We start from the raw sequence: 24,819 nt of genomic DNA, 5'->3' as shown, positions 1-24,819 counted from the left end.
AGCGGCCTACCAAATGTCTACCTTACTCACTATTTTATAAAAAAGGGGCGGTTTTATTAATAAAACCGCCCCTCTCTCGCCCTTTATTTTCTTGGAAAGAATTGTCATACGACCCTGTTGGTCCGTATTTCGCCCGAAAAGCCCAATATTAGAAGGAGGAATTCCAAATGAGAAACCTCAAGCGGGTCCTCAGCCTGGCTCTGGCTTCTATCATGCTCCTGGGCATGATGGTCGTCGGCGCTTCCGCTGCGGACGTCACCTCTTCCGACCTCAAGGACATGAATGAGGTCACCAACAAGGAGGCCGTCGCTCTGATGGTCGACCTCGGCATCATCGTCGGCAAACCTGACGGCACCTTCGCCCCCACCGAGGGCGTGGATCGCGCCACCATGGCGAAGCTTATCTGCTATGTGCTGATGGGCGATACCGATCCCGCGCTGTTCGAGGGTACCAAGACCGACCTGACCGACATTGACAGCTCCTGGGCCAAGGGGTACATCAAGTACTGCTATGCCAACAACATCATCTCCGGTGACGGCATCGGCCACTTCTTCCCCACCAACGGCGTGTCCGTTGTTGAGGCTGCCAAGATGCTGCTGGTTGCACTCGGCTATGATGCCGCTGCTCAGGGCTACACTGGTAACTCTTGGTCGATCAACATCATGCGGGACGCGAAGACAGCCGGTCTGCTGGAGAACCTCTCCGCCAAGACCAACGACAAGCTGACCCGTGACGACGCTGCGCTGATGATCTTCAACGCACTGCTCGCCAAGACTGTGAAGTACGACACCCAGTATGATCAGGGCGTCGCTCACAAGACCGATCTGCGCACCACTGACACCATTCTGGGCGACCTGCAGTACAGCCTGGTCAAGCACACCGGCGTCGTGGTTGCCAACGAGTACGCCTACATCAGAATGAGCTCCAACACCACTGATGCCGGCAAAACAGCCGTCATCGTGTCCGACAAGGACGGAAAGTACGCCAGCATGACCGCCGCCCCCACCGTCATCAACTCCTCCAGCACCCTGGAGCAGCTGGGCCAGGAGGTCGTGTACTACACCTTCAACACCGGTGATAAGGTCTCCTCCGCCGTTGTCAATTCCGGCAAGACCAAGACCTACACCAAGTCCGACTCCGCCGGTGCCACCAGCGACAGCAAGTTCCTGACCAACAACGGTCTCACCGTTGCCGATACCGCCGTGTTCGCCGTGAACTATGCCAGCCTGACCAACACCCAGCCCGTCCTGCAGGGCTACACCCTGATCGACGCCGATGCCAACGGCACCGTCGATTTTGGCCTGAAGACCACCTACACCTTCTCCGAGGTCACCAAGAAAACCTCCAGTAACATTACCATCTCCGGCACTGGCACCAAGAAGGCCGCCGACGTGGTGGGCTTTGACAATGTTGCTGAGAAGGACTATGTCAACTACACCACCGTGGGTAACCGCGTGTTCGTGAGCAAGGCTGAGTCCATCACCGGCACCGTCACCGCCTTCAACGGCACTAAGAAGACCGCTGTCGTGGACGGCACCACCTACGACGTTACCGGCAAGGGCAATGCCTCTTCCAGCACCAACGTCAAGGACGCCCTGACCTATCTGAGCGGCCTGACCACGCTGAAGGACGCCACCGAGCAGACCTACTACCTCGACCACGACGGTGCTCTGGCCATCGCTGTGGGCGAGACCTCTGCCAGCACCCAGTATGCCTACCTGACCACCGCAACCGTCTCCAAGGACGCCTGGGGCAACTCCACTGCCGAGGTCGGCGCGGTTCTGGCTGACGGCACAGCCGAGATTTACACCCTGGCCGACGACAACGGCAAATCCGATAGCTCCAGCCTGCTGGAGAATCTCAAAGGCGGTTATAACGACCTGAACGGCGTCTATGGCTATTACTTGAATGCCGACGGCGATATGGTCGTTAAGGCCGCTGCTACCTCCAAGGTCACCACTACCGTCTCTGCTGCCTTCACCTCCGGAAAGCCCACCGTTGGCACCGGCGTTCTCGCCAACGACAGCACTGTCGCCCTCTTCTACAAGGACGGCAAGGCTTACTCCTACACCGGCGTGAAGAGCATTCCCTCCTTCACCGGCACCGCCACCTATGTCAATGCCAAGAACAGCGCCTATGCCACCTTTATCTTCATCGGCGCCACTCCCTCTATTGAGACCGACGCCAACTACGCCTACTCTCTGGGCGGCGATGTGCTGACCGTCGTGGGCGGCTACGCGCACAGCTTCTCCGTGGACGGCGAGATTGTCTCCCTTACCACCACCACCGCCACCCCCTACCCCGTCGGCGCCGTGTACAAGTACAGCACCAACGATAAGGGTATCTCCTCCATGGGCGCCCCCCTCTCCGGCGACAGCATCATGAGCGGAGTGGTCGCCGGTACTGACGGCGAGAGCTATATCCTGGTTGATGGCAATGTCATCTACTTCGCCAGCAACATCACTGTCGACGTACTGACCAGTGCCGATGAGAAGGGCAACATTACTCCCTACACCGGTGTCATCTCCAAGGACGACACCGTGGTCTATGTCCTCAACAGCGAGAAGAAGATTGCCAAGGCTTATGTTGTCGGCACTGGCAGCGTCTCCAACACCGGCAGCGACACCCTGGTGGAGGAGATTGGCTCGAGCAACCTGCCTGATACCGTCCACATCAACGAGGGCGCCGCCATTGTCTACAACGGCAATGATATCACCGTCACCAAAGCTCCCACTCTGAGCACCGGCTTCACTTGGTTCAATGGAAGCGTTGAGGCTGAGCAGTCCGGCCATTTCGTCGCCCTGACCTTCAAGGCCCCTGCCGGCGCTACCAGTGAGTATGACGTCAAGATCGACAACTATACCACCAATCCTGACGGCGCTGATAAGACCCTGAGCGACCAGTCCGGTGATTTCACCCTGATCCTTCGTCTGGAGGGCAAGACCTTTGTCGATGTGACTTTCCAGTGGACCGAGAACTATTCCACTACCTATACCATCGACTGTAGTGGCTTGGGGCTGTAAAAAATAGCTCTGGTCATTTAATGTAAAAGCGGACCCGGCGCACATTGTGCGCCGGGTCCGCTTTTGCGTCGGGAATACTCCCGTTCTTTAGTTACTCAGCAGGAGTGGGGGCAACATACTCGGACAGGTCGGAGGTATCAATGGTGTAAGTCTCAGTGTAGAGAGAGTTCCACTGAATCTCAACCGTAATGGTCTCAGTGCCGGTGGTAAACACGTGAGTGAGTTCCACAGAGGTCTTGCCGTCAGCAAGATCAGCGGACACAGTCGCATTGTTAACCTTGACAACAGCGCCGTTGGCAGAGATGCCGGCGGGAGCAGTGTACTTCAGGACCAGCTTGTTGCCAGCCTCGGTAAAGGTACCGGTGGCGGTGACATTGTAGCCGTCCACGGCCAGCAGAACGCCCTTGTTCTCACCGTCAACACCAGCGACCTTGCCGTCGTTGATGACATAGGCCTTGACCAGCTTGGAGTTAGAGGTGACGTAGACAATCTTGCTGTCGGCAATCAGGTCGCCGGTGCCGGGGATGATGGCGTTCTTGTTGTCGGTGGAGGTCAGGTCGTCCACGCTGTAGTCGCTGGCCAGCTCAACCACCTCACCACCCTTGAGGGTAATGTACTTATCAGTGACAGAGGTAATGACGCCAGTGTCGATGTTGGTGGTCACCTTGGTCAGGGTCGCGATATCGTCCTTGTCCAGACCGTAGGTATAGATGTCGCCAATGTGCATGCCAGACACTTCGTTCGCGGTGGTCAGGGTGACCTTCTCACCGTTGACGACCATGCTGTACTCGTAGCCGTCGGCGGTCTGAGCAGTGAAACCGTTGCCAAGCGCGTAAGCGTACTCGGCGGTCTCGACCTCGCCCACAGCGTTGCTCACCAAGATGAAGGAGGCAAAGGTCTTGTCGGCAGCCTTCACATAGGTAACAGTGGTGTTATCCGCGATACCGGGGACATTGTTAACGCCCTTGTAGGAGGAGATGATTTCCTTGCTGCCGTCCTTCTTATAGAAGAGGACCACAGTGTTGGAGTCCAGCAGGATGTCAGTGCTGTCAAGCTCCATCTTGGGGTTGCCGGCAGTATACTTGCCATCGGTGGCGCTGATGGTGTCAACCTTCTTACCGGCCAGCATCTCACCGTCCTTGTTCAGGGTGTAGGGATACACACCGACAAGAGCGTTTTTCAGAGAAGTCGTATTTGCAGCAATAGCCATGTCGTACAGGCCATCGGTGTTCTTGTCGCTGTCGTCGACAACAACCATCGTCTCCTGAGTGCCATCAGCCAGGACAACCTTCGCCTCGACGGAATAATCACCGAAGTAGCTGGAGACCTGGGTGCCAGTCACATAAGCGTAGAGGGTGGTGGAATCAGCGGCGTCCTCAGTGGGGAGGTAGACGGCGATCTCACCGGCGTGGTTGAGGTAGAAGATACCGGCCACAGCCTTGGAAATGGTCAAGTTGTTGATGTAGGTCTTGGCGACCTGAGCGGGATCCTTCACGCTGGCCTTGCCGGCATCGGCGGCCACGTTGTAGGTCTCGCCGTCAATCACGGCCTTGGTCTTGTTGCTCTTCAGAGCGGTGACGGTGCCGGTGATCTCCTCGGCCTTCTCAGCAACAGCCTTGCCGCTGGTGCCGACGTTGGCGTAGTTGACATAGTCGTCCTTCTCCAGGTCGGCGGAGCCGGACACATCGGCGATCTTGCGGGTGCCGAGGCCGGAAATGGTGATGTTGGTGCTGTCAACCTTGGTAACCTTGCTGAAGGTATAGTTGGTCTTCAGGACAAAGTCGACCTTGCCGTCGTTGTTGCTGTCCACGAAGCGGGCAGCATCGGCAGCCTTGGGAGTGTAAGCAGCTTCATCCACGTAGTTGGTGGAGAACTCGGTGTACTTATCGCCGTCAACAGTGATGCTGTTGTTGCTCAGGAACTTGGCGTAAGTGATATCATTGTCGTTATAGGTGTAGGTCTTGGTCTTGTCGGTAGCAGAGACGAAGGAGGACACAGTGCCCTTGGAGCCGTGGGTGTAGTAGTTGACCTCCTGGCCCAGCATGGCAACGCCGGTGGCGACCTTGATGGACTTGGAGTCGGTGTTTACAACCACGCCGTCCTTGTTATAGGTGTAGATCAGGGTCTTGCCGGTGTCCTGAACAGCGCCCATCAGAGCGGCGAAGTCGTTGGCGACCACGACGCCGGTGTGCTTCTCCAGGGAGTAGGTCTGATAGCCCAGGGTGGTGTCGTCGTCAACATACTCGGAGACGTACTTCTCGCCCATGTCGCGGTCATACTTGGCGGTGACGGTCTTGGCGAGCAGGGTGTTGAAGATCATCTGAGCAGCGTTGTCGCGGGTCAGGGGATCGTTCGCCTTGGCGTCGAAGCCCTCAATCAGGCCCTTGGTCTTGGCGTCCTTCATGATGTTGACAGACCAGGAGGCGTCGTTCTGATAGCCGCGGTCCTCGGCATCATAACCCAGCGCGACCAGCAGCATCTTGGCAGCCTGGACAACAGTCACACCCTGAGTGGGGAAGAAGTTGCCCTTACCGTCGCCGGTGATGTACTTGTTGGCGTAGCAGTAGTTGATGTAGCCCTTGGCCCAGGAACTGTCAATGTCCTTCAGGTCAGTCTTGGTGCCGTCGAAAATGGAAGCGTCCACATCGCCCATCATGATATAGGTGATGAGCTTCGCCATGGTGGCGCGATCCACGCCCTCAGTGGGAGCGTAGGAGCCGTCGGGCTTGCCGACGATGATGCCAAGGTCGACCATCAGGGAGACGGCCTCCTTGTTGGTGACCTTGTCCATATCGGTCAGGTCAGCCGCAGTCTTGTCCGCAGCGGAAGCGCCGACGACCATCATGCCCAGGAGCATGATAGAAGCCAGAGCCAGGCTGAGGACCCGCTTGAGGTTTCTCATTTGGAATTCCTCCTTCTAATATTGGGCTTTTCGGGGCATACTAGCTGGTTCAGCCAAGTATGACTCCCCTTGCCTCTGCGAGAATCATAATCCAACCCCGCAGAATCGTCAAGCGTTTACAGCCATTCGTAACATAACTGTAAAACAACGGCCAAGCCCTGGAATGCCGTTATTTTTCTTTAGACGATATGCCTTAAAAAAAGGTTCCCGGCCTGTTTTGAAAATTTTTTAGAACATTTCAATCACCTGCAACATTTCCGGTTTTCCAAGACATATAAGGTAAAGAGGTCTCGCGCAGGCGCCCCGCGGCTGTGCGCTTTATTATATATATGTATCGCCGGCCCCCGGGCGTTGCACCCCCCGCACACAAAATTTTTTCAGCCGGGTAACTTTTCCCGTTTTTCTCCGTCTAATTAGACGGTCCCAAAAAATCTTAAGCAATGCTTAAGAACTTGTCATTCATTTGTAGTTGCCATCTCTCAGCACTGTGTTAAAATAATTTGTGAAGCAATCGCAATCGTAGGAGGAAACGAAAATGACTGAACAACACACCCCCGTCATGGAGCCGTCGGCCGCACCGGCCGCGCCTCAGCCGCCCCAGAAGGCGCCTGAAAAGAAAAAAAAGAAAAAGAAAGTTGCGAAAAACGTGGTTGTCGCCATCATTGTGGTGGCGCTGATCGCCGCTGCGGCCTGGGCCATCTGGTACTTCGTCTTCCGCGAGAAGCCCAAGGAGGGCCTGGGCGAGCCTATTTACGATACCGCTATGATGGGGTCCATCGTCAGCAATGTCTCCGGATACGGTACGGCCAACGCCAAGGACTCAGCCACCATCACCCTCTCTCAGGGCGGTGTGGTGGATCAGGTCTTTGTCACTCAGGGGCAGCCCGTAGTGAAGGGCGACCCGCTCTATGTCATCACCTCCGCCGCCGCTGAGGAGGCCCTGGCCGCCGCCAAGGAGGCTCTTGTGAATCAGCAGGAGACCATGGACAAGCTGAATGAGGAGATGACCAACCTCCAGAAGAGCCGCGGCGACCTGACCATCTCGGCCCCCCACGCGGGAAAGCTGACAGAGGTCGCCGAGATCAAAGTGGGCGATCCCATGACCAGCGGCACGAAGATTGCCCAGATCGTGGACGATACCAAGCTCAAGCTCTCCTTATATTATAGCTACGCCTACGAAAACGACATCTCCGTGGGCCAGTCCGCCCAGATCTCCATCCCCGCCACCATGACCACCCGCAATGCCACGGTGGAGAAGATCAACAAGGTGGAGCATATCACCAAGGAGGGCGGCGTCACCTTTGAAGTTGTCTTCGTTATGGACAATCCCGGCACCCTCACCGCCGGTATGTCCGCTTCCGCCGAGTTGACCGACGCCTCCGGCGCGCCCATCTACCCCTATGAGAACGGCGAGCTGGCCTACTACCAGACCACCACCATCGCCACCAAGGCCCAGGGCCCTGTGGAACAGGTCATCGATCTGCTGAATTACGCCAATGTCACTGCCGGCCAGGTCCTCCTGGTCCAGGGAACCAACGACGTCGATGAGCTGATCCGCAGCAAACAGGAGCAGATTGATACCGCCAAGAAGAGCTATGACGACGCCGTCAAGAAGGTGGAGGACGAGCAGAAGAACCTGGAGAACTTCTCCGCCGTGGCTCCCATTACCGGCACGGTTGTGACCCTCAGCCTTACCGAGGGGCAGGAGGTGGCCTCCGGCGCTACCGCCATCGTCATCGCCGACAACAGCGTCATGACGGTCAACATCAGTGTGGATGACCGCAACCGCCAGTACATAGAGACCGGGATGGAGCTTATGCTCAACGACTGGAACGGCAACTCCTATATGGGTATTGTGGACTCCATTGCCGTCATCGGCGAGAACCAGAACGGCGTCACGGTCTACCCCGGCACAGTCCGGGTGGAGAACCCCAATGGCACCCTGATGGGAGGCTATCCCCTGGACTACCAGTTCACAGCCGCTCAGAGCCAGGACTGCATCGTCATACCCATCCAGGATGTGCGGTACTACAGTCCCGAGGGGGCTGAGGAGCCTCAGGCTGTGGTCTTTATCCAGACCGCCGAGGCGCCTGAGAACGCCATCGACAAGACCCTCCTCCCCGCCGATATGCAGGCGGAGATCCCCAAGGACTGTTATGTCATCCCTGTAGAGACCGGGCTCTCCGATGAGACAATGGTGGAAATCAAATCCGGCCTGAACGACGGAGACAAGGTCTATAACAACACACCCAAGGAGAATTACTACGGCCGCAAGGCCAGCACCTCCACCAAGGCGGGCTGACGCATCCCGCGTAAATCGCCCGTTTCGGATTAGGAGATGATGCAATGCTCATTGATATTAAGGACGTCTACAAGATTTATAACGAGGGAGAGGAGCGGGAGGTCCGGGCGCTTAACGGCGTCTCCCTGAACATCGATCGGGGAGAGTTCGTCGCCGTGGTGGGCCAGTCCGGTTCCGGCAAATCAACCCTGATGAACATTCTGGGCTGTCTGGATATCCCCACCTACGGGGATTATCACCTGGACGGCCAGGATGTGACCGATCTGACGGATAAGCAGCTCTCCCATGTACGCAACAAGCAGATCGGATTTATCTTTCAGGGCTTTAACCTGATACCTGCGTTGTCCGCCTATGAGAACGTAGAGCTCCCCCTCATCTATCAGGGGGTGAAGGCCTCCATCCGCCGGGAGCGGGTTCAGGACGCGCTGGAGCGCGTCTCCCTTTGGGACCGGCGGGAGCATAAGCCCACGGAGATGTCGGGCGGCCAGCAGCAGCGGGTGGCCATCGCCCGGGCTATCGCCACCCATCCGCCCATCATACTGGCCGATGAGCCCACCGGCGCTTTGGACTCCAAAACCGGCAAGCATGTGCTGGACATCCTGCGCCGGCTCTATAAGGAGGGGACTACCGTTATCCTCATCACCCACGACAACTCTATCGCCGCAACCGCACCCCGGGTCATCCGGATTTCGGACGGCCAGATTATGGCCGACGCGCCCCAGGAGGTGGATTGGCTATGAACCTGAAACAAACCATCAAGCTGGCCGCTAAATCCATCGGCGCCCGGAAGGGCCGCACCTTTCTGACCATGCTGGGCGTCATCATCGGTCTGGCCGCCGTCATCATTCTGGTGACATATGCATCCGGCACCACCAAGCAGATGATGGAGCTCATGCAGTCCATGGGCACCAATCAAATCCAGGTCTCCGCCTACAAGTGGAGCAGCCGGCAGGATGATGACTCTGTCTTCAACGCGCTCTATAACTACTGCCGCCAGATGGACGACCTTGTGGTTGGCGTCACGCCCAGTCAATCCTGCTGGGCCACCATCCAGTATGGGGCCAAATCCAGCCGTACCATGGACTACTCCGACTACGACCACTACCCGCCCGAGGTCTACCTCGGCAGCGATCAGTGGGCTGCCTGCAACAATGCCAAGATTGCCAAGGGCCGCGATCTCACGTACCTGGATGTGCAGGGCAACAATCAGGTCTGCGTCCTGGGTTCCCGGGCCGCCAAGCTCTTCTTTAACTACGCCGACCCCATCGGAGAGACGATGACCTTTGACGGCGTGCCCTTCACCGTCATCGGCGTCTACGACGAGCGGGTGGACGAATCCACCCTGACGGAGGATAATCAGTGGTACAAACAGCAGAACAATTTCATTCTTCTGCCCTATACCGCCATCCGTGCCCTGAAGGTGGGCGGCTCCTCCAGTGTCTCCTCCTATAGTACGGATTTCGTTGTCAAAGCCAAAAATTCTGCCGCCAGCCAGGAGATCCAGGCCCGTCTGGAGGGCTTCCTCAAAACCCTGGTGGGGGACGCCAAGACCGGCAGCAGCTACGGCAGCTACAATATTTACAGCCAGGACTCCTATATTGACTCCACCAAGGAGGCCTCCCAGGCCCAGCAGGCCCTTCTGGGCGGCATCGCCGCCATCTCCCTCATCGTGGGCGGCATCGGCATTATGAACATCATGCTGGTCACCGTCACCGAGCGCACCCGTGAGATCGGTATCCGCAAGGCCATCGGCGCCGAGCGGAAAAATATTATCATCCAGTTTCTCATTGAGGCATGTATGATATGCGGCATCGGCGGCATCCTGGGCATTCTCGTCGGGTACGCGGGTACGCTCATCGTATGTAAACAGACGTTGGGGATTATACTGCTGCCCAGCTACGGCATCACCGTCGGTTCCTTCGTCATCTCTGTGGGCTTGGGCATCGTCTTCGGCCTCTACCCCGCCATCAAGGCGTCCGGTCTCCAGCCTGTGGAGGCCCTGCGGGCGGAGTAGCGCCCATCTCCAGACCCGTATGCAACTGTAAAGAGGAGAGAAACATATGAAACTCAAACGACTTATCGCAAGCCTTCTGGTGGTGGCGACGCTGTGCGGACTGACTGCCGTCGTGCCCGCGTCTGCCGCCTCCGGCCGGGCTTCCGCCTTTACCGACATCTCCGATCCCCAGGTGGCCGGGGCCGCCGAAATTCTCCGTCTGCTGGGCGTGGTCAACGGCACCGGCGGCAGCTCCTTCAATCCCTCGGGGACCCTGACCCGGGCCGAATTCTGCAAGATGGCCGTGGAGGTCATGGGCAAGGGCAATGAGGCCGCCGCCCAGGCCAACCGCACCATCTTTAAGGACGTAAAGGGCGGCAACTGGGCCAGCGGCTACATCAATCTGGCTGCCTCAACCCCCATTGGCGCCGCCGGTGAGGAGGGCGGCAGCAGCGATATGCTGATGATGGGCAAGGGGGACGCCACCTTCGGCCCCGGCGACGTCATCACCTTTGCCCAGGCGGTGACCGTCATGATGCGAATTCTGGGCTATGGCGCCAAGGATATCGCAACCGGCTCCAGCTGGTACGGCGGCTACCTGGCCACCGCCAATACCATCGGTCTCACCGAGGGCGTCTCACTGTCCTGGGATTCCCCCATCACCCGGGGGCAGACCGCCATTCTTTTTGAGAATATGCTCTACACCAAGCCCAACGGCGGCAAGGACCCCTATCTCACTACCCTGGGCGGCAAGATTCTGGACGAGGCCATCATCCTCTCTGTGGACGCCACCACCGCCGACAACACCACTGGCGCGATCCAGACCATCGCCGGCGAGACGGTCTCCGTATACAAGACCGACCATGTCCCCTTCGACGCCTCTCTGTGCGGCGTCCGGGCCAAGCTGGTTCTCGATAAGGAGGAGAAGGTCATCGCCATCACCCCCTCCACCTCCGGCTCTCAGCGCACGGTGACCGTGGTGGCACCCGAGATCAACTACCTCACCGTCTCCGGTGGCGAGAAGCTGGATGTGCCCACCGAGACCCCGGTGTATCAGGATGGGGTAATGAAGCTCTATAAGGATATCTACATCAACCTGAAGGCCGGCGTCCAGGTGAATTTCCACTACAGCGCTACCGGCAAGCTGGAGTACCTCTTCATCCCCACCGCCGACACGGCGGAGACCGCAGCGGTCGCCAAGGCCACCGGCTCCGGCAACCCCTTCTCCTCTCTGGTGGGCGGCGACACCGGCTACCGCATCGTGAAAAACGGCGTTACCGCCAGCATCGCAGATATCCGCCAGTACGACGTGGCCACCTATGACAAGACAACCAAGACCCTGCATGTCTCCGATCTGCGCCTCACCGGCGTGTATGAGAATGTCTCCCCCAGCCCTGCCACCCCCCTCAGCGTCACGGTGCTGGGCGCTACTCTCCCGGTCCTCTCCAGCGCCTACGAGGATCTCGCCAAATTTAAAATCGGCGACATCGTTACCCTGCTGCTGACCGCCGACGGCCAGGTGGCCGGCGTGGTCTCCTCCAGCGAGGCGAAATCCACCACTGTAGGTACTGTTACTTCTATTGATAAGGATACTGGATATGCTGAAATCAAGCCCTTATTAGAACTGAAAGATACAGCAGGGAAGTTGATTACGCTTCAGGGAACCAGCAGCTATAAAGGTGACTCAGCAGCTAAAATGACAGGTCAATTGGTCACAGTCTCTTCTTCCAAAGTCAAGCAAGTTACCCTGAGCCGTCTCTCCGGCAGCGGCGCATCGGGTACGCTGGACGTGAACAAGCGCACGCTTGGCGGTGAAGCGCTGGCCGACAATGTCTATCTCTATGAGCGCGTGGGCAACGGCGCCCCTGCCTCGATTACCTTCAGCCAGCTGACCCGCGCCACCGTTCCGAGCTCCAAAATCTCTTATGTGGGTAAGGACTACGCAGGCCGCATAAACATCATTGTGTTTGACGACGTGACCGGCGATCAGTATACCTATGGAATTGCAGAGACCGATCAAATCGAAGGCACGTTTAATAGTGAAAAATTTTATAACTCTACTATTGCTGTGGAAAATAATAATGGTAAGAGCGCCGACTTGGTTTCCGGTGCCGCTATTAAAGCCGGCAGCTATATCGGCATTACTGCATCCCTGGATACCGTGAATAGTAGTAACAATAGGCTTGCCAACTGGGTTGAACTCAAATCCGTGTCCGGCGTCTCCCGCGCAGATTTTGAGCTCAACGGCGTCACTCCCGGCAAGGATAACCCCACCACTCCTATCGGCACCATCACCACCTCCAATATGATAATCCCTATCGCCGGGAATGTGGCCTGCTATAATAGGACTACAAAGAAGTGGTTTGCTTCTCTGGATGAGGCCCGTGCCTATTCCAACAGCCTCACCATCTACTATGATCGCACCCCTGAGGAGGGCGGAAAGGTCCGTCTTGTCGTGGTAGAGTAACTGAATCGGTCTTAGAGCGGTCGGGCATATATGTCCGACCGCTCTTTTTGTGTCTTGGGGTATGTCTACCAAATGTCTACCGAAATTGCCGTCAAAAGCCTGCGAATACGCCGTTTTTGACTTGGTCTTGTATAAAAAGCCTACCAGATGTCTACCATGCTCACTAATTTACAAGAAAGGGGCGGTTTTATTAATAAAACCGCCCCTTTCTTGTAAATTATTTGCCTGGAAAGAATTGTCATACGACCCTGTGGGTCCGTATTTCGCCCAAAAAGCCCAATATTAGAAGGAGGAATTCCAAATGAGAAACCTCAAGCGGGTCCTCAGCCTGGCTCTGGCTTCTGTTATGCTCCTGGGCATGATGGTCGTCGGCGCTTCCGCTGCGGACAAGACCTACGCTGATCTTACCGATTCCGATAAGATCACCAATCAGGAGGCTGTCAGCGTTCTCGTTGATATCGGTATCATCGAGGGCAAGACCGACGGCTCCTATGACCCCTCCGCCACCGTGGACCGCGCCACCATGGCCAAGCTCATCACCATGATGCTGATGGGCAACGTCGACCAGAGCGCCTTCCAGGGCACCGTCACCGACCTGAAGGATATCGACAGTTCCTGGGCCGAGGGCTACATCAAGTACTGCTATGCCAACGGCATCATCGAGGGCGACGGCAAGGGCAACTTTTTCCCCACCGAGCCTGTGACTGTTGTCCAGGCCGCCAAGATGCTGCTGGTCGCCATCGGCTACAACGCTGAGAACCGCGGCTACTCCAACGATGCCAATTGGTCCACCAACATCATGCGCGACGCGCAGACCACTCTCTTCTATGGCAGCACCTACACCACCACCATCCGCTCCCTGACCAAGGGTCTGTCCGTCAAGGCCACAGACGCTCTGACCCGCGACAATGCCGCCCAGATGATCTTCAACGCCCTGTTCGTACAGAACTATGACCCCGAGTATCAGTATGACGGCGGCGTGCGCTACATCTCCAAGTACACCGCCCTTCCCAGCCTGGCCGCCACCACCTACAACGGCCTGAATCGCAATGTCGGTGTTCTCACCGCTGTGAACGATGACGGCTATGCCACCGTTACCGGCGGCGACATCGTACCCACCAAGAAGATTAACGGCGATGTCACCCTGATGGGTAAGGCTGTTGCCTACTACAAGGATGCTTCCGGCCTCGTCTCCAGCGCAGTTGTTGAGGATAAGGACAATACAGCCGTTACCGTTCCCGGCGACCTGGTGAACAATTCTGCCAAGTCTAAGGACGTGACCAAGTGGCTGACCAACAACGGTCTGGAGCTGTCCGCCACCAACGCCTACATCGTGACCAACTATGTGGCTACCAACACCAGAGCTATTACTGCCGCCGACCTGGCCGGCATTGGCAACTATGCTGTGGCTTATGTCATCGACAGCAACGGTGACGGCGTAGTCGACGCGCTCGTGAAGACCACCAAGACCGTCTCCGAGGTGACCGGCGCTGTAAAGACCAAGACCGATTCCGACGGCAAGGTTACTGTTTCCATCCCCGGCGTCACCGCCGGCTACGTCAGTGCTGTTGGCTATGAGGACCTGTCCAAGGGCGACCTGGTGATGCACATCACCTACGCCGGTACCACCTACATCACTGAGTGTGAGTCTGTTACCGGGAAAATCACCGGCTATAAGGGTACCAGCGCCATCTACATTGACGGCACCTCCTATACCCGCTCTGACGGCGCCTACGGCGGTCAGACCGTGACTCAGATGAAGGACCTGGACACCTCCGCCAAGAAGGACGTCACCCTGTTCCTGGACGAGAACGGCAACGCGCTCTACGCCAAGCTGGTTGATGCCACCTCCACCTACAATGTGGCCGTGGTTCTGGGCTACGATACCGTGGGCTCTTCCGTTGAGGACTCCATTACCGCCACCGCCCGTCTGCTCTTCGCCGACGGCACCGTCGATGTGGTCAATGTCTCCGGCGGCAACGGCACTTCTATCGCCCCCGGCTCTACTCTGACCAGCAGCGCTCAGACCGCTGGCACTAACTACTACCTGGTGGCCTATACCATCGACTCCGATGGCAACTACGAACTGACCAAGCTGACCACCTCCGATGTGGACTTCGGCGGCAAGGACATTAAGTACACCACCATCAGCAACGCCTCCATCGCTCCGGGCAAGGCCGTGTTTACCGACGGTTTCATCGGAAACTCCAGCACCGCTTTCCTGGTTGCCAACTACAGCTCCAGCAACAATAAGTTCTCCACTGCCGCTACCACCACCGGTATTGCCAATGCCCCCAAGTACACCGGCACCGCTGACGGCGTGGTCATCACTGTGGACGGCACCGCCGCTCTTGTCTTCGTGACCGACGGCACCCTGCAGGATGCTTCCGCTACCAGCAACTACATTTACATTCCCTCCTCTGTCACTCCCAGCTACAGCAGTGCCGACAAGCTCTATACCTATTCCAAGGGCTATGTGAACGGCGAGGAGCAGGACATCATCTCCAAGATCGCCCTCACCACCGGTGCCGTTATGAAGGTCAGTCTGAATGACGATGACGTGGTTATCTCCGAGTCCGCGCACGGCGGCGTTGCCTATAAGGGCGTGTCCTTCGGCAACGACGTGCTGACAGTCGATACCGCTACCACTCCCCTGGTTGGCAAGGCTTACTACACCCTGGCCGACGATGCGAAAGTCTTTGAGATCGACTCTGACGGCAAGATCACCGAGATCGCCGCTTCCGGCATCACCGCTGACAAGACCGACGGCGTTATCGTTCTTGGCGCGTCCGACATGAGCAGCACCATGAAGGCTCAGTATGTCTACATCACCAAGGCTGACTCCTCCGCTACTACCGCAACTGTCTCTGTCAATAATAATCCTGTTGCTTCTGCCAACACTGCGGATACTGCCGCTTCCTGCGGCACCCCCACTAAGAACACCACTGTAACGGTTTCTGTTACCGGTGTTGCCGACGGCGCTACTGTCAGCGTCACTCTTGACAGAGAGTACAGCACTTCTTTCGTTGCCAATGCTACCCTCTCCAGCGATGGCGCCGGCGCTTATACCTTCACCTGCAGCAATCCTGCTTCCGGCTCCGTGGTCGATATGGTCTGCGTCACTGTTACCGCTGAGGACGGCACTGTTGCCACCTACTATGGTTCCATGACCATCAACGCCTAATCGTAACTGTACAAACAAAGGGAATCCCCCTGGCGATGCCAGGGGGATTCCCTTTTGTTTTACGCCTGCTTTACCTCGCCGGTGACACCGTCCACCTGGAAGGGACCGGCGTCGGTCATGACCTGCCAAACCAGGGACAGCCGGGCCTGGCCGCTGGTCTCCGGCGTGACCTCGTAGCCCGCCGTGAGGCTCAGCACCTCCCGGCATACATGGCCGCCGTCCCGCACGCCGCTGAGGAAACGCAGGAGCACGGCGGCCACGTTCAGGGTATCCGCCCCGCCGGCGGCTACAGGCGTGCCGATGAGGCGGGTACCCTCGTCGATGGATACCAGCTCCCCATTCCGGTAGAGCAGCCGGGCGGTACAGTTAAAGAGCGGGGTATCCTCCCAGGTCTGACGCACCCTGACATAGGTTGTCCCGATCTCCTCATCCGCCGCGCCGGTCTCCACCACCTCACAGAGGTAGCCCGCGCCGCTCAGGAGGGCCTGGGCGTGCTTGGCCGGGTCAGTCCCGTCCAGCGGGTACGCCCCCGCCGCGAAGGTAAAGCCGAAGCTGCCGTCCAGCCGGAACCAGGCGCTCCCCTTCTCCCCTTCATAGGTGTCCCGGCCCCGGTCCCCGGTCTTGACCGCGTTGGTAAGCAGCGCCCCGGCCAGAGCCGCCTCCCCCTCCCTGTCCCGCTCGGCGGTCATGGGGAGGAGCCCGGTCTCCGGCGGCAGGCTTTTCTCATCCATCTCAATGCGGTTGCTGCGCAGCACCTCCACCGCTCCCAGCCGCGCCTCCTCCTGATACTGGGCGGACTTCCACTCCCGGTCCGCCACCGAGATAAGCAGGAAGGCGTTGACGGTGAGCAGGATGATAATGATGATATTTTTAATTTTGGACCATTCCATAGCATCACCATCCTTTGGGTGGAATGGGCGTCCGGAGGCGGGACGGCACTAGCTCCCTGCGGGGATACTGTTTACTGCGCAATCCAACGCGCCTGAAGCCGCTCGGTCCCGCCGGGGTCCTCATAGGTGAGCGTCAGCTCCTTGCCGCCGGCATCCAGCGCGCCCATGGCGGCCGCGGCCTGGATATCGGGCAGCACCGACGAGGACTCTCCGGTATCCGCGTAGCTGCGCATGTGCAGGGTAAAGGCGCTGATTTGCCCGTCCTCAATGATAAAGCGTGCGGCATACCCCTCGGCCCCGGTCTGGACCGTGATCCCGTTCAGGCTGTAGCCGTAGTCCACCTGCCACACGCCCTCGGCCGTCTCCGTGACGCCCATCAGGTAGATCCCGGCCTCTCCCCGCCAGGCCTGGGCCCCCACGGACTGCTCCACTAGGGCCTGGGTGGCCTCCACCAGCTCCAACCCGGTCGGGGGCTTTCCAGGCGTACCCACGGCGTACTTCGGCTCATCTGCGGCGGTGGTCTCGTAGTAGATTGTGCCGTTATCCAGAATATTCAGGGTATAGGGCCACTCGTTGACCACCAGCCGGTCCCCCCGGCGGTAACTGTTGTTGGACTGGGAGTGGAAGCCCAGGGCCTCCAGCAGGTCCTCCCGGCCCGCGCTCATCTCCGCCACCGGATTGGCGGCGGTATAGATTTCCGGACGGGACTGGCTGCCCGGCATGGCCGCCGTGGATTGGCTGATGAGTACATAGGGGTCCAGGCCGGGATACTCCCCCTCGTAGGCGAAGAGGGCGCCGTTGACGCTGTAGGACATCACGATTTCCTGGAGATGTCCCTGCAGCGCCTGGGTTGTCTCGCAGGCATAATACATGCCGTCTGTTTCATTACTATAATACAGGACCGCATCGCCGCTCCCGTTCTCCGCCAGCAGCAGCCGGCGCACACCCACGTCCGGCAGGGCGGGATTGCTCCCCCCGCCCAGGGCTGCGAGGACCGACATGGGCTGCGTCCCCTGGAAATCAAAATAGACTCCGCTCAGGTTGGAGAGGGCCTCCCTCCACCGGTCCTCGCCAATCTGCCTGGGCGCCTGGGCGCCGTCCAGCGCCTCCAGCAGGGTGCTGAACACCCGGGTGAAAATCTCGTCCGTCCGCTCCTGGTCGTACTGGACGGCATACCGTCCCACGCCCTGGACGTTGACGGCCATACGCATGGGGCGTACCTCCAGCCGGTGGGCGCTCTCATTTCCGCCCGGGGGCAGCAGGCCGGGCCCCCTGTCGAAAAAGTCCAGCACCGCCCCCAGCCAGCCGGTGGCCTGGTGGCCGGTAAAGTCCGCGTACATCTGGGTGCGCAGGGCGAGGTAAGCGGCGGACAGTGTCAGGAGCACGATGAGAAGGCTCTTCACCGCCTCGGCGGCTCTTCTGTGCTTCTTACGCTCCATGGTCAGGTCCCTCAATTTTCAGCTCCAGCCGGATGGTGAGCCCCGGCTCCCGCCGGTCCACCAGGCGGATGACGCCCTCATGCCGTTCCACAATCTCCTTGGCGATGGAGAGGCCCAGCCCCGTGCCCCCGGACTCCCGTGAGCGGGCCTTGTCCACCCGGTAGAAGCGCTCGAAGATACGGGGGCGGTCCTCCTTGGGAATGCCGATGCCGTTGTCCTGAACCTCCATCCACACCCGGCCCCGCTCCCGCCCGGCGGAGATTTTAATTCGGCCGCCGTCCGGTGTGTATTTAATGGCGTTGGCGACCACGTTCATCATCACCTGGAGGATGCGCTCCCGATCCCCCAGAATCTCGGGCAGGCCCTTCTCCAGATCCAACATCACGGTATGCCCGTGGCGCTGAGCCTCCAGGGCCACGGCGTTGTACACATCCCGGATGGCCCCCTCGAAAGAGAATCGGGCCAGCTTGAGTTCGCTGTGGCCGGAGTCGAACCGCGAGAGGGTCAGCAAGTCCTGAACAATGTGGGTCATGCGGTCGGATTCGTTGAGGATGACCCCCAGGAAGTCCTTTTCCATCTGGGTGGGCAGCTCTCCGGCGCTGTCCACCAGGGTCTCGGCGTAGGAGCGGATGTTGGTGAGGGGGGTGCGCAGCTCGTGGGAGACGTTGGCCACAAACTCCCGGCGCATCTCCTCGGTCTTGCGCTGCTCGGTCACATCGTGGATGACCGCCATGACGCCCGCCGCCCCCTCCCGGTCAAAGGGGGCCAGCAGGACCTCCAGGGTGGCCGTGTCGGCCTCGCGGGTGCCGTCCAGATAGCCGGGCTGCTCCACCGCCAGCACCGAGGGGAGGGCCGCGATATCACCGAAGAGCGTGTCGTAGGTCTCCTCGCCGCCCACGGCGATGGTCCGGCCCAGCATCCGCTCGGCGGCGGGGTTTGATTGGATGACGCTCCCGTCCCGGGAGAACGCCACCACGCCGTCGGTCATATGGAGGAAGAGGGTGCCCAGCTTGTTGCGCTCGTTCTCCACCTCCTGGATGGTGCTGCGCAGCTGCCGGGCCATGTCGTTGAAGGTGCCCGTCAGGATGCCGATCTCGTCCCGGGAGGCCACCTCAATCTTGTGGGAGAAATCTCCCCGGGCCACCCGCTCCGCGCCGGCGGTGAGCCGCTCGATGGGGGTGATCATGGTCTTGGAGAGGAGGAAGGAGAGTAGCACCGAGATCACCAGTCCGAAGACCAGAGCCTCCAGAATCAGCTGGAAGAGCTGATTGTTCAGGTTCTGGACGGTTAAGCGGTTATCCAGAATATAGATGATATACCAGTTGTCCTCCCCACGCTGAACAGGGACCGCCATATCCATATAGCTGGCGGAGACGTCGCTCTTGTCCCCCGCCTCCTGATGCTGGAGGGCGGTGGTGATATTGGGCGTGCCGATGTTCAGCTCCGCCGCCTGTTTGTCGTCAGACCCGGCCAGAAGCTTGCCGGTCTCGCCGTCCAGGATAAAGTAGTTGCGGTTGCGGTTGTCCACGCCCAAGGCGCCGATGTAGGTCTTCATCACGTCCTGGATGACGTCCACATCACTCTGCCCCTCCTCCGCCGGGGCTTTCAGGTCCTCATAGAGCGACGGGTTCTTCGCCGCATCGAAGACGTCGTACATCTGGACATAGAAGTCGTTGAGATAGAAGGCCGAGACGGAGTTAATCAGGAAGGCGCCCACCACCGTCATCAGCGATACGATGAGCAGTACCATGATAAGCACCAGCTTCATATGCAGGCTGCGGAACATGGATGCGCCTCCTTTCTTTCTGCGTTTTTCGTCCGCCGCGGCCGCAGGGGCGGACGCACGAATCATCCACGGGAGAGCGGCCTCCACTCCGACATGGGGCCCGCGTGAAGGGCCGGAACGCTTGGCACGCGCCGCCCGGCGCGCCCCATTCCACGGGGTCCCGTGGAGGCCGCCCCGCCCGCCGGTCCTGCTTTTTCTAAGCGTTGAACAGATACCCCAGCCCTCTCCTGGTGACGATAAACTGCGGCTGGCGGGGTCGTCCCCTTCCCATGGGTTGTGCCCCATGGGAGCCCTGGCTTCTTTAATCTGCGCGGGGCAAGTAAATTGCCCCGGCATCAAGGTTCCGGCCCGCGTGAAGGGCCGGAACGCTTGGCACGCGCCGCCCGGCGCGCCCCATTCCACGGGGCCCCGTGGAGGCCGCCCCGCCCGCCGGTCCTGCTTTTTCTAAGCGTTGAACAGATACCCCAGCCCTCTCCTGGTGACGATAAACTGCGGCTGGGCGGGGTCGTCCTCCACTTTTTCGCGCAGGCGGCGGACGGCGACGTCCACGGCGCGGACGTCGCCCACGTATCCCTCATAGTTCCAGACGTTTTCCATCAGGGCCTCCCGAGAGAAGACCTTTCCCGGCTGGGCGCCCAGAAAGCGCAGCAGCTCGTACTCCCGCTGGGTAAGGTCCAGGCTCCGCCCGTCCTTGTAGGCTACCAGCAGGTCCTGGTCCACGACGATGCGCCCCAACTCCAGCTTGTTCCCCCCTACGCCCGCCGTGCCCGCGCTCTCGGCCATGCCGTGGCGGCGGATGTTGGCCTTTACCCTGGCCAGCAGCTCCCGCATGGAGAAGGGTTTGGTGATATAGTCGTCGGCCCCCAGCTCCAGACCCAGGACTTTGTCGTTCTCCTCCTCCCGGGCGGTGAGCATGATAATCGGGGTGCTCCGCCCGGCGCTGCGCACCTGGCGGCACACGTCAAAGCCGTTCATTCTGGGCAGCATCAAATCCAGCAGGATAAGGTCCGGGTCCTGCTCCAGGGCGAGCTGGAGTCCCGCCTCCCCGTCGTAGGCCTCCAGGGTGTCGTACCCCTCACGTCCCAGGTTGAAGCTCAGGATATCCACAATGTTCTTCTCGTCTTCCACGATGAGAATGCGCTTATTCATGTCTGTTCCTCCATGTACTTGGCGCCCCGGCAGGAGCGTCGGGGCGGCGGGAGCATCCCCTATCTCCCCAGCAGCGTCTTCGCCTTCAGCACCGCGGCCACGGTCTTCCCGTCCGCCACGCCGCACTTCATCACCTGCTCCACCAGCTCGTCAAAGGGCACGCGCACCAGCTCCAGGAACTCGTCCTCGTCGGGCTGGCACGCCCCCTGGTGGAGGCCCTTGGCCAGATAGAGATGGATAATCTCCCCGGAGAAGCCGGGCGAGGAGTAGAGCGCGCCCAGATAGATAAGCTCGTCAGGGGTCATGCCCACCTCCTCCTTCAGCTCCCGCAGAGCGCAGAGGCGGTGGCCCTCTCCGGCGTCCAGCTTGCCGGCGGGCAGCTCGCAGATAACCTGGTGGAAGGGATAGCGAAACTGCTTCACCAGCGTCACCATGTCCTCGTTGTCCAGGGGCAGGATACACACGCCGCCGGGATGCTCCACCACCTCCCGGGTCGTGACGTGCCCGTTGGGAAGCTCTACCCGATCCACATGTAGGCGGACGATACGCCCCTCGAATATTGTCTCCGTTCCGACCGTTTTTTCGATTAACTCCATACGTCATTCCCCCTGTGCCGGCGATTCTTCAAATTGGGTATAGTATAGCACATTTCCCGTCCCCGCGCCACCTTGAACTTTTCCAGTCCTCCCAATCATTACAGCTATTCAAAGCGGCCATTCATCCGTATAATGAACTACGATTCCAGGAGGAGGCGTTCTTTATGACCATCCAGCCCATCGGCGCCGCCAGCGCCGCGTTGTACATCACTCCGGCCGACTTAAAAGAGCACGGCCTCACCCCCGCCCAGCTCACCCTGGAGCGGGCGCTGGAGCTGACCCAGTCCGCCTTCAGCGAGGCGGGCATCGCCCTGGACGGCGCCATTGAAATCGAGGCCTATCCGGATGCCTGCGGCGTGCTGGTGTTCGCCCGGGTCCGGCCGCCCGAGCGGCTCTGGCTCTCCTTCGCGGGGCTGGAGGACCTTCTCTCCGCCGCCCGTGCCCTCCCGTCCCCCTGCCCGGACGCCTCCCTGCGCTGGTTCGACGGCCGGTACTGGCTCTCCCTCCCCGGCGCGGAAACCCAGCTTGCCGCCTATCTCTCCGAGTTCGGCTGTCCGGAGCGGGATCTCCCCCATCTGGACGCCCGCCTTGCCGAGCACGGCCAGGTTATTCTGGAGCGGGACGCCCTGGGCGCCCTTCTGCATTTTTTTCCCGCAGTCTGAAAATTTTTGGTCTCAAAGCTTGACAACTATGCTATAATAGATACCTACCTCTCATCAGAAAGGAGGTATCCCAATGGGCCAAATGAGCGTCAAGGTCATCTCCAAGAACCCCAAGGCCTACCACGATTATTTTATTGAGGATAAGTTTGAGACCGGAATTGAACTCTGCGGCACTGAGGTCAAATCCATCCGCCAGGGCAACGTGAACCTGAAGGACGCCTACTGCATCATCAAGGACGGCGAAATTGCGGTCCACGGGATGCACATCTCCCCCTATGAGCAGGGCAATATCTTCAATAAGGACCCCCGCCGCCCCCGCCGCCTGCTCATGCACAAGCGGGAGATTCTGCGGCTCTATCTGAAGATGAAGCAGGACGGCTACGCGCTGGTCCCCCTCTCACTCTACCTCAAGGGGCCGCGGGTCAAGCTTGAGATCGGCCTGGCCAAGGGCAAGAAGCTCTATGACAAGCGGGACGCCGCCGCCGCCAAGGACGCCAAGCGGGAGATGGACCGCACCATGAAGGACCGTTCGCGGTACTGATTTTAAGAAAATGTCAGACGCCTCGCGGCTGGCGCCGGGCGGAAATCGCGTTTCTTGCATATGGCCATGGCAAACGCTCCGTCCCGCGCCGAGGTCTTACCTAAACGCCACTCGCCTTGGATGGCTGCTCTCGCGCCGCACCGGCGTGTGGAGTCCTGTTTGACGCTTGTTCCCTATGTTACTTTTTGAAAGGATGTGTCTCCCATGTCCCAGAATCCCATCGTCACTTTTGAGATGGAGGACGGCGGCAAGATGGTCGCTGAGCTCTACCCCGAGGTAGCCCCCATCTCGGTGAACAATTTTATCAGCCTGGTGAAGCGGGGTTTTTATAATGGCCTCACCTTCCACCGGGTCATCCCCGGCTTCATGATCCAGGGCGGCTGCCCTCAGGGTACCGGCACCGGCGGCCCAGGGTACACCATCAAGGGCGAGTTCTCCGGCAACGGTGTGAAGAACGGCCTGAAGCACGACCGCGGTGTCCTCTCCATGGCACGGGCCATGCATCCCAACTCCGCCGGCAGCCAGTTTTTTGTCATGGTTGAGAAGGCCCCCCATCTGGACGGGCAGTACGCCGCCTTTGGCAAGGTAATTGAGGGCATGGACGTGGCTGACGCCATCGTGTCCGTGAAGGCCGACTTCAACGATAAGCCCCTCAAGGAGCAGCGGATGAAGTCCGTCACCGTGGAGACCTTCGGCGTGGACTACCCCGAGCCGGAGAAGACCTAAATCTTTGATTTCACGTTGGCGGGGCATACCGCCCTGCCAGATGGAAGATACTATCTCTGCAATCCCCGCAGAGATGAACCATCCCCCGGCTCCGCTTTTCCCGCAATTCCTGGTGCAGCACAGCAAGAATTGCGGGAGAGGCGGATTGAATGAGCTTTCGCTCTTCGGCGATAGCGAACGATACGGAGATTGCTCCGGCGATACGGGGGCGTACTGGTTTCGACGGGGACGTAGAGGCGGGAATAGCGGGCGGATGCGCCTAACATCCTTAAAATGGGCAACTTTATAAATTAAAGAACAACGATAACGTAGTTCTCGCTGCGGCTTAACGCAGCCGTCCAACCCGGAAGGACCACGAGCCGGGATTGGGCGTCGTTTAGTGGTGCACGTGTGTGCGCAAAGCTTTGAGCGCACCATGAACAATGAAGCTACCAAGCCCCTGAGTGTGACGGCCCACGCCTGGGTAAGGGAATGTAAATAACCGTCTGCGCCCGGAGAAGTTCCCGTTGAAGCGTTTTCGGACAGGGGTTCGACTCCCCTCGCCTCCACCATAATGCGAAGATACGAACACCTATTTGTGGTGAAAAATGTTTTCGCAATTACTGTAAAGATAGAGGACCGCTAACTTTAGCGGTCCTCTATCTTTTTTCGCCCACAAGCGGGCGAACGATGAGCATAATAAAAAGGGGGCGTTCTCCGCCGCTTGTTTCTCTGATATGCTACTTCCTCACTGCCTCTTTTTCTTGTTCTGGCAGTACATTAACTCAATACTTTGGACCGCTACTTCATACTGATCCGGCGTCAGCGACCTCAGCTTTGTAATAAGTTCGGCTTCAGCCGTCGTGAGGTCCTGTTCAGTCGCCGGCAGCGGGCTATTATTCAGCAGGGTCCAGGGAGACACGCCCAGAGCATCAGCGAGCTTATAGGCCATTTCAACAGATATGGCGGCCTTGTCCGTCGTGTAGGCGCTGATATTCGCGCGGGTCACGCCGACCTGATCCGCAATCTGCTGTTGAGTTTTACCGCTCCAGTCAATAAGCTCCGCCAGCTTCTCATTTATTTTCACACTAGAGAGGCCCATATGGGTGCCGGTGTCGCCGTCGGGCACGGGGAAGACGTTCAGCTCGTTGATGTGCTGCTTCTGTATATTGATGGAGGC

At 59.1% G+C, this 24,819-nt stretch carries 16 protein-coding genes and 1 other RNA gene; 10 read left to right on the top strand and 7 right to left on the bottom strand.

The window, feature by feature from the left end; all coding sequences use genetic code 11:
• The first annotated feature begins 167 nt into the window (after window positions 1-167).
• The gene (locus H8S62_RS16455) at window positions 168-3,023 is read left to right on the top strand and encodes an S-layer homology domain-containing protein (protein WP_155149155.1); all 2,856 of its coding nucleotides are present in this window, start codon (window positions 168-170) and stop codon (window positions 3,021-3,023) included.
• A gap of 91 nt (window positions 3,024-3,114) precedes the next feature.
• Here the strand turns inward: H8S62_RS16455 and H8S62_RS16450 are convergent, their stop codons facing one another.
• Complete coding sequence (locus H8S62_RS16450) at window positions 3,115-5,925, bottom strand: S-layer homology domain-containing protein (protein ID WP_186920293.1); 2,811 nt, start codon at window positions 5,923-5,925, stop codon at window positions 3,115-3,117.
• 535 nt (window positions 5,926-6,460) lie between these two features.
• Between H8S62_RS16450 and H8S62_RS16445 the strand changes: the two genes are divergently transcribed.
• The 5 genes from H8S62_RS16445 to H8S62_RS16425 all read left to right on the top strand — a co-directional run bounded on the left by H8S62_RS16445 (window position 6,461) and on the right by H8S62_RS16425 (window position 15,871).
• On the top strand, window positions 6,461-8,227 hold the full coding sequence (locus tag H8S62_RS16445; RefSeq protein WP_186920292.1) for an efflux RND transporter periplasmic adaptor subunit: 1,767 nt from the start codon (window positions 6,461-6,463) through the stop codon (window positions 8,225-8,227).
• A gap of 44 nt (window positions 8,228-8,271) precedes the next feature.
• Window positions 8,272-8,967 (top strand): ABC transporter ATP-binding protein, encoded by a 696-nt coding sequence (locus tag H8S62_RS16440; protein ID WP_155149161.1) that lies wholly within the window; start codon window positions 8,272-8,274, stop codon window positions 8,965-8,967.
• Entirely contained in the window at window positions 8,964-10,241 is a 1,278-nt protein-coding gene (locus H8S62_RS16435; RefSeq protein ID WP_155149163.1) for an ABC transporter permease, read from the top strand. The genes H8S62_RS16440 and H8S62_RS16435 overlap by 4 nt, the downstream gene beginning before the upstream one ends.
• A 46-nt stretch (window positions 10,242-10,287) precedes the next feature.
• Window positions 10,288-12,687 (top strand): S-layer homology domain-containing protein, encoded by a 2,400-nt coding sequence (locus tag H8S62_RS16430; protein WP_186920291.1) that lies wholly within the window; start codon window positions 10,288-10,290, stop codon window positions 12,685-12,687.
• A gap of 301 nt (window positions 12,688-12,988) precedes the next feature.
• The gene (locus H8S62_RS16425) at window positions 12,989-15,871 is read left to right on the top strand and encodes an S-layer homology domain-containing protein (RefSeq protein ID WP_155149167.1); all 2,883 of its coding nucleotides are present in this window, start codon (window positions 12,989-12,991) and stop codon (window positions 15,869-15,871) included.
• A 59-nt stretch (window positions 15,872-15,930) separates the two neighbouring features.
• On the opposite strand, the gene H8S62_RS16420 is transcribed toward H8S62_RS16425, so the two are convergent.
• The 5 genes from H8S62_RS16420 to H8S62_RS16400 form a co-directional block, all read right to left on the bottom strand.
• Window positions 15,931-16,761 carry a hypothetical protein gene (locus H8S62_RS16420; protein WP_186920290.1) on the bottom strand — a complete coding sequence of 277 codons (831 nt, stop codon included), beginning with the start codon at window positions 16,759-16,761 and terminating at the stop codon, window positions 15,931-15,933.
• Window positions 16,762-16,832: 71 nt separating this feature from the next.
• Window positions 16,833-18,200: a hypothetical protein gene (locus H8S62_RS16415; RefSeq protein WP_186920289.1), complete on the bottom strand. Its 1,368-nt coding sequence runs from the start codon at window positions 18,198-18,200 to the stop codon at window positions 16,833-16,835.
• Entirely contained in the window at window positions 18,190-19,986 is a 1,797-nt protein-coding gene (locus H8S62_RS16410) for an ATP-binding protein (protein ID WP_243141917.1), read from the bottom strand. The genes H8S62_RS16415 and H8S62_RS16410 overlap by 11 nt, the downstream gene beginning before the upstream one ends.
• A 444-nt stretch (window positions 19,987-20,430) precedes the next feature.
• Window positions 20,431-21,135 (bottom strand): response regulator, encoded by a 705-nt coding sequence (locus H8S62_RS16405; RefSeq protein WP_186920288.1) that lies wholly within the window; start codon window positions 21,133-21,135, stop codon window positions 20,431-20,433.
• A gap of 59 nt (window positions 21,136-21,194) precedes the next feature.
• Window positions 21,195-21,731: an NUDIX domain-containing protein gene (locus H8S62_RS16400; protein WP_186920287.1), complete on the bottom strand. Its 537-nt coding sequence runs from the start codon at window positions 21,729-21,731 to the stop codon at window positions 21,195-21,197.
• A gap of 164 nt (window positions 21,732-21,895) precedes the next feature.
• On the opposite strand from H8S62_RS16400, the gene H8S62_RS16395 reads away from it, so the two are divergent.
• The 4 genes from H8S62_RS16395 to ssrA all read left to right on the top strand — a co-directional run bounded on the left by H8S62_RS16395 (window position 21,896) and on the right by ssrA (window position 24,211).
• The gene (locus H8S62_RS16395; RefSeq protein WP_155149178.1) at window positions 21,896-22,393 is read left to right on the top strand and encodes an adaptor protein MecA; all 498 of its coding nucleotides are present in this window, start codon (window positions 21,896-21,898) and stop codon (window positions 22,391-22,393) included.
• Window positions 22,394-22,466: 73 nt separating this feature from the next.
• Window positions 22,467-22,934, top strand: a complete 468-nt coding sequence (gene smpB, locus H8S62_RS16390) for an SsrA-binding protein SmpB (protein WP_155149180.1) — start codon at window positions 22,467-22,469, stop codon at window positions 22,932-22,934.
• A gap of 204 nt (window positions 22,935-23,138) precedes the next feature.
• Complete coding sequence (locus tag H8S62_RS16385) at window positions 23,139-23,660, top strand: peptidylprolyl isomerase (RefSeq protein ID WP_155149181.1); 522 nt, start codon at window positions 23,139-23,141, stop codon at window positions 23,658-23,660.
• A 204-nt stretch (window positions 23,661-23,864) separates the two neighbouring features.
• Window positions 23,865-24,211, top strand: a transfer-messenger RNA (tmRNA) gene (gene ssrA / locus H8S62_RS16380).
• A gap of 176 nt (window positions 24,212-24,387) precedes the next feature.
• On the opposite strand, the gene H8S62_RS16375 is transcribed toward ssrA, so the two are convergent.
• Window positions 24,388-24,819 (bottom strand): helix-turn-helix domain-containing protein (locus tag H8S62_RS16375; protein WP_186920286.1); only part of this gene is annotated, 432 nt, incomplete at its 5' end.

This window comes from Lawsonibacter faecis (assembly GCF_014287675.1).
GTDB lineage: Bacteria > Bacillota > Clostridia > Oscillospirales > Oscillospiraceae > Pseudoflavonifractor > Pseudoflavonifractor faecis.
This window is presented reverse-complemented; position numbering and strand designations above follow the sequence as displayed.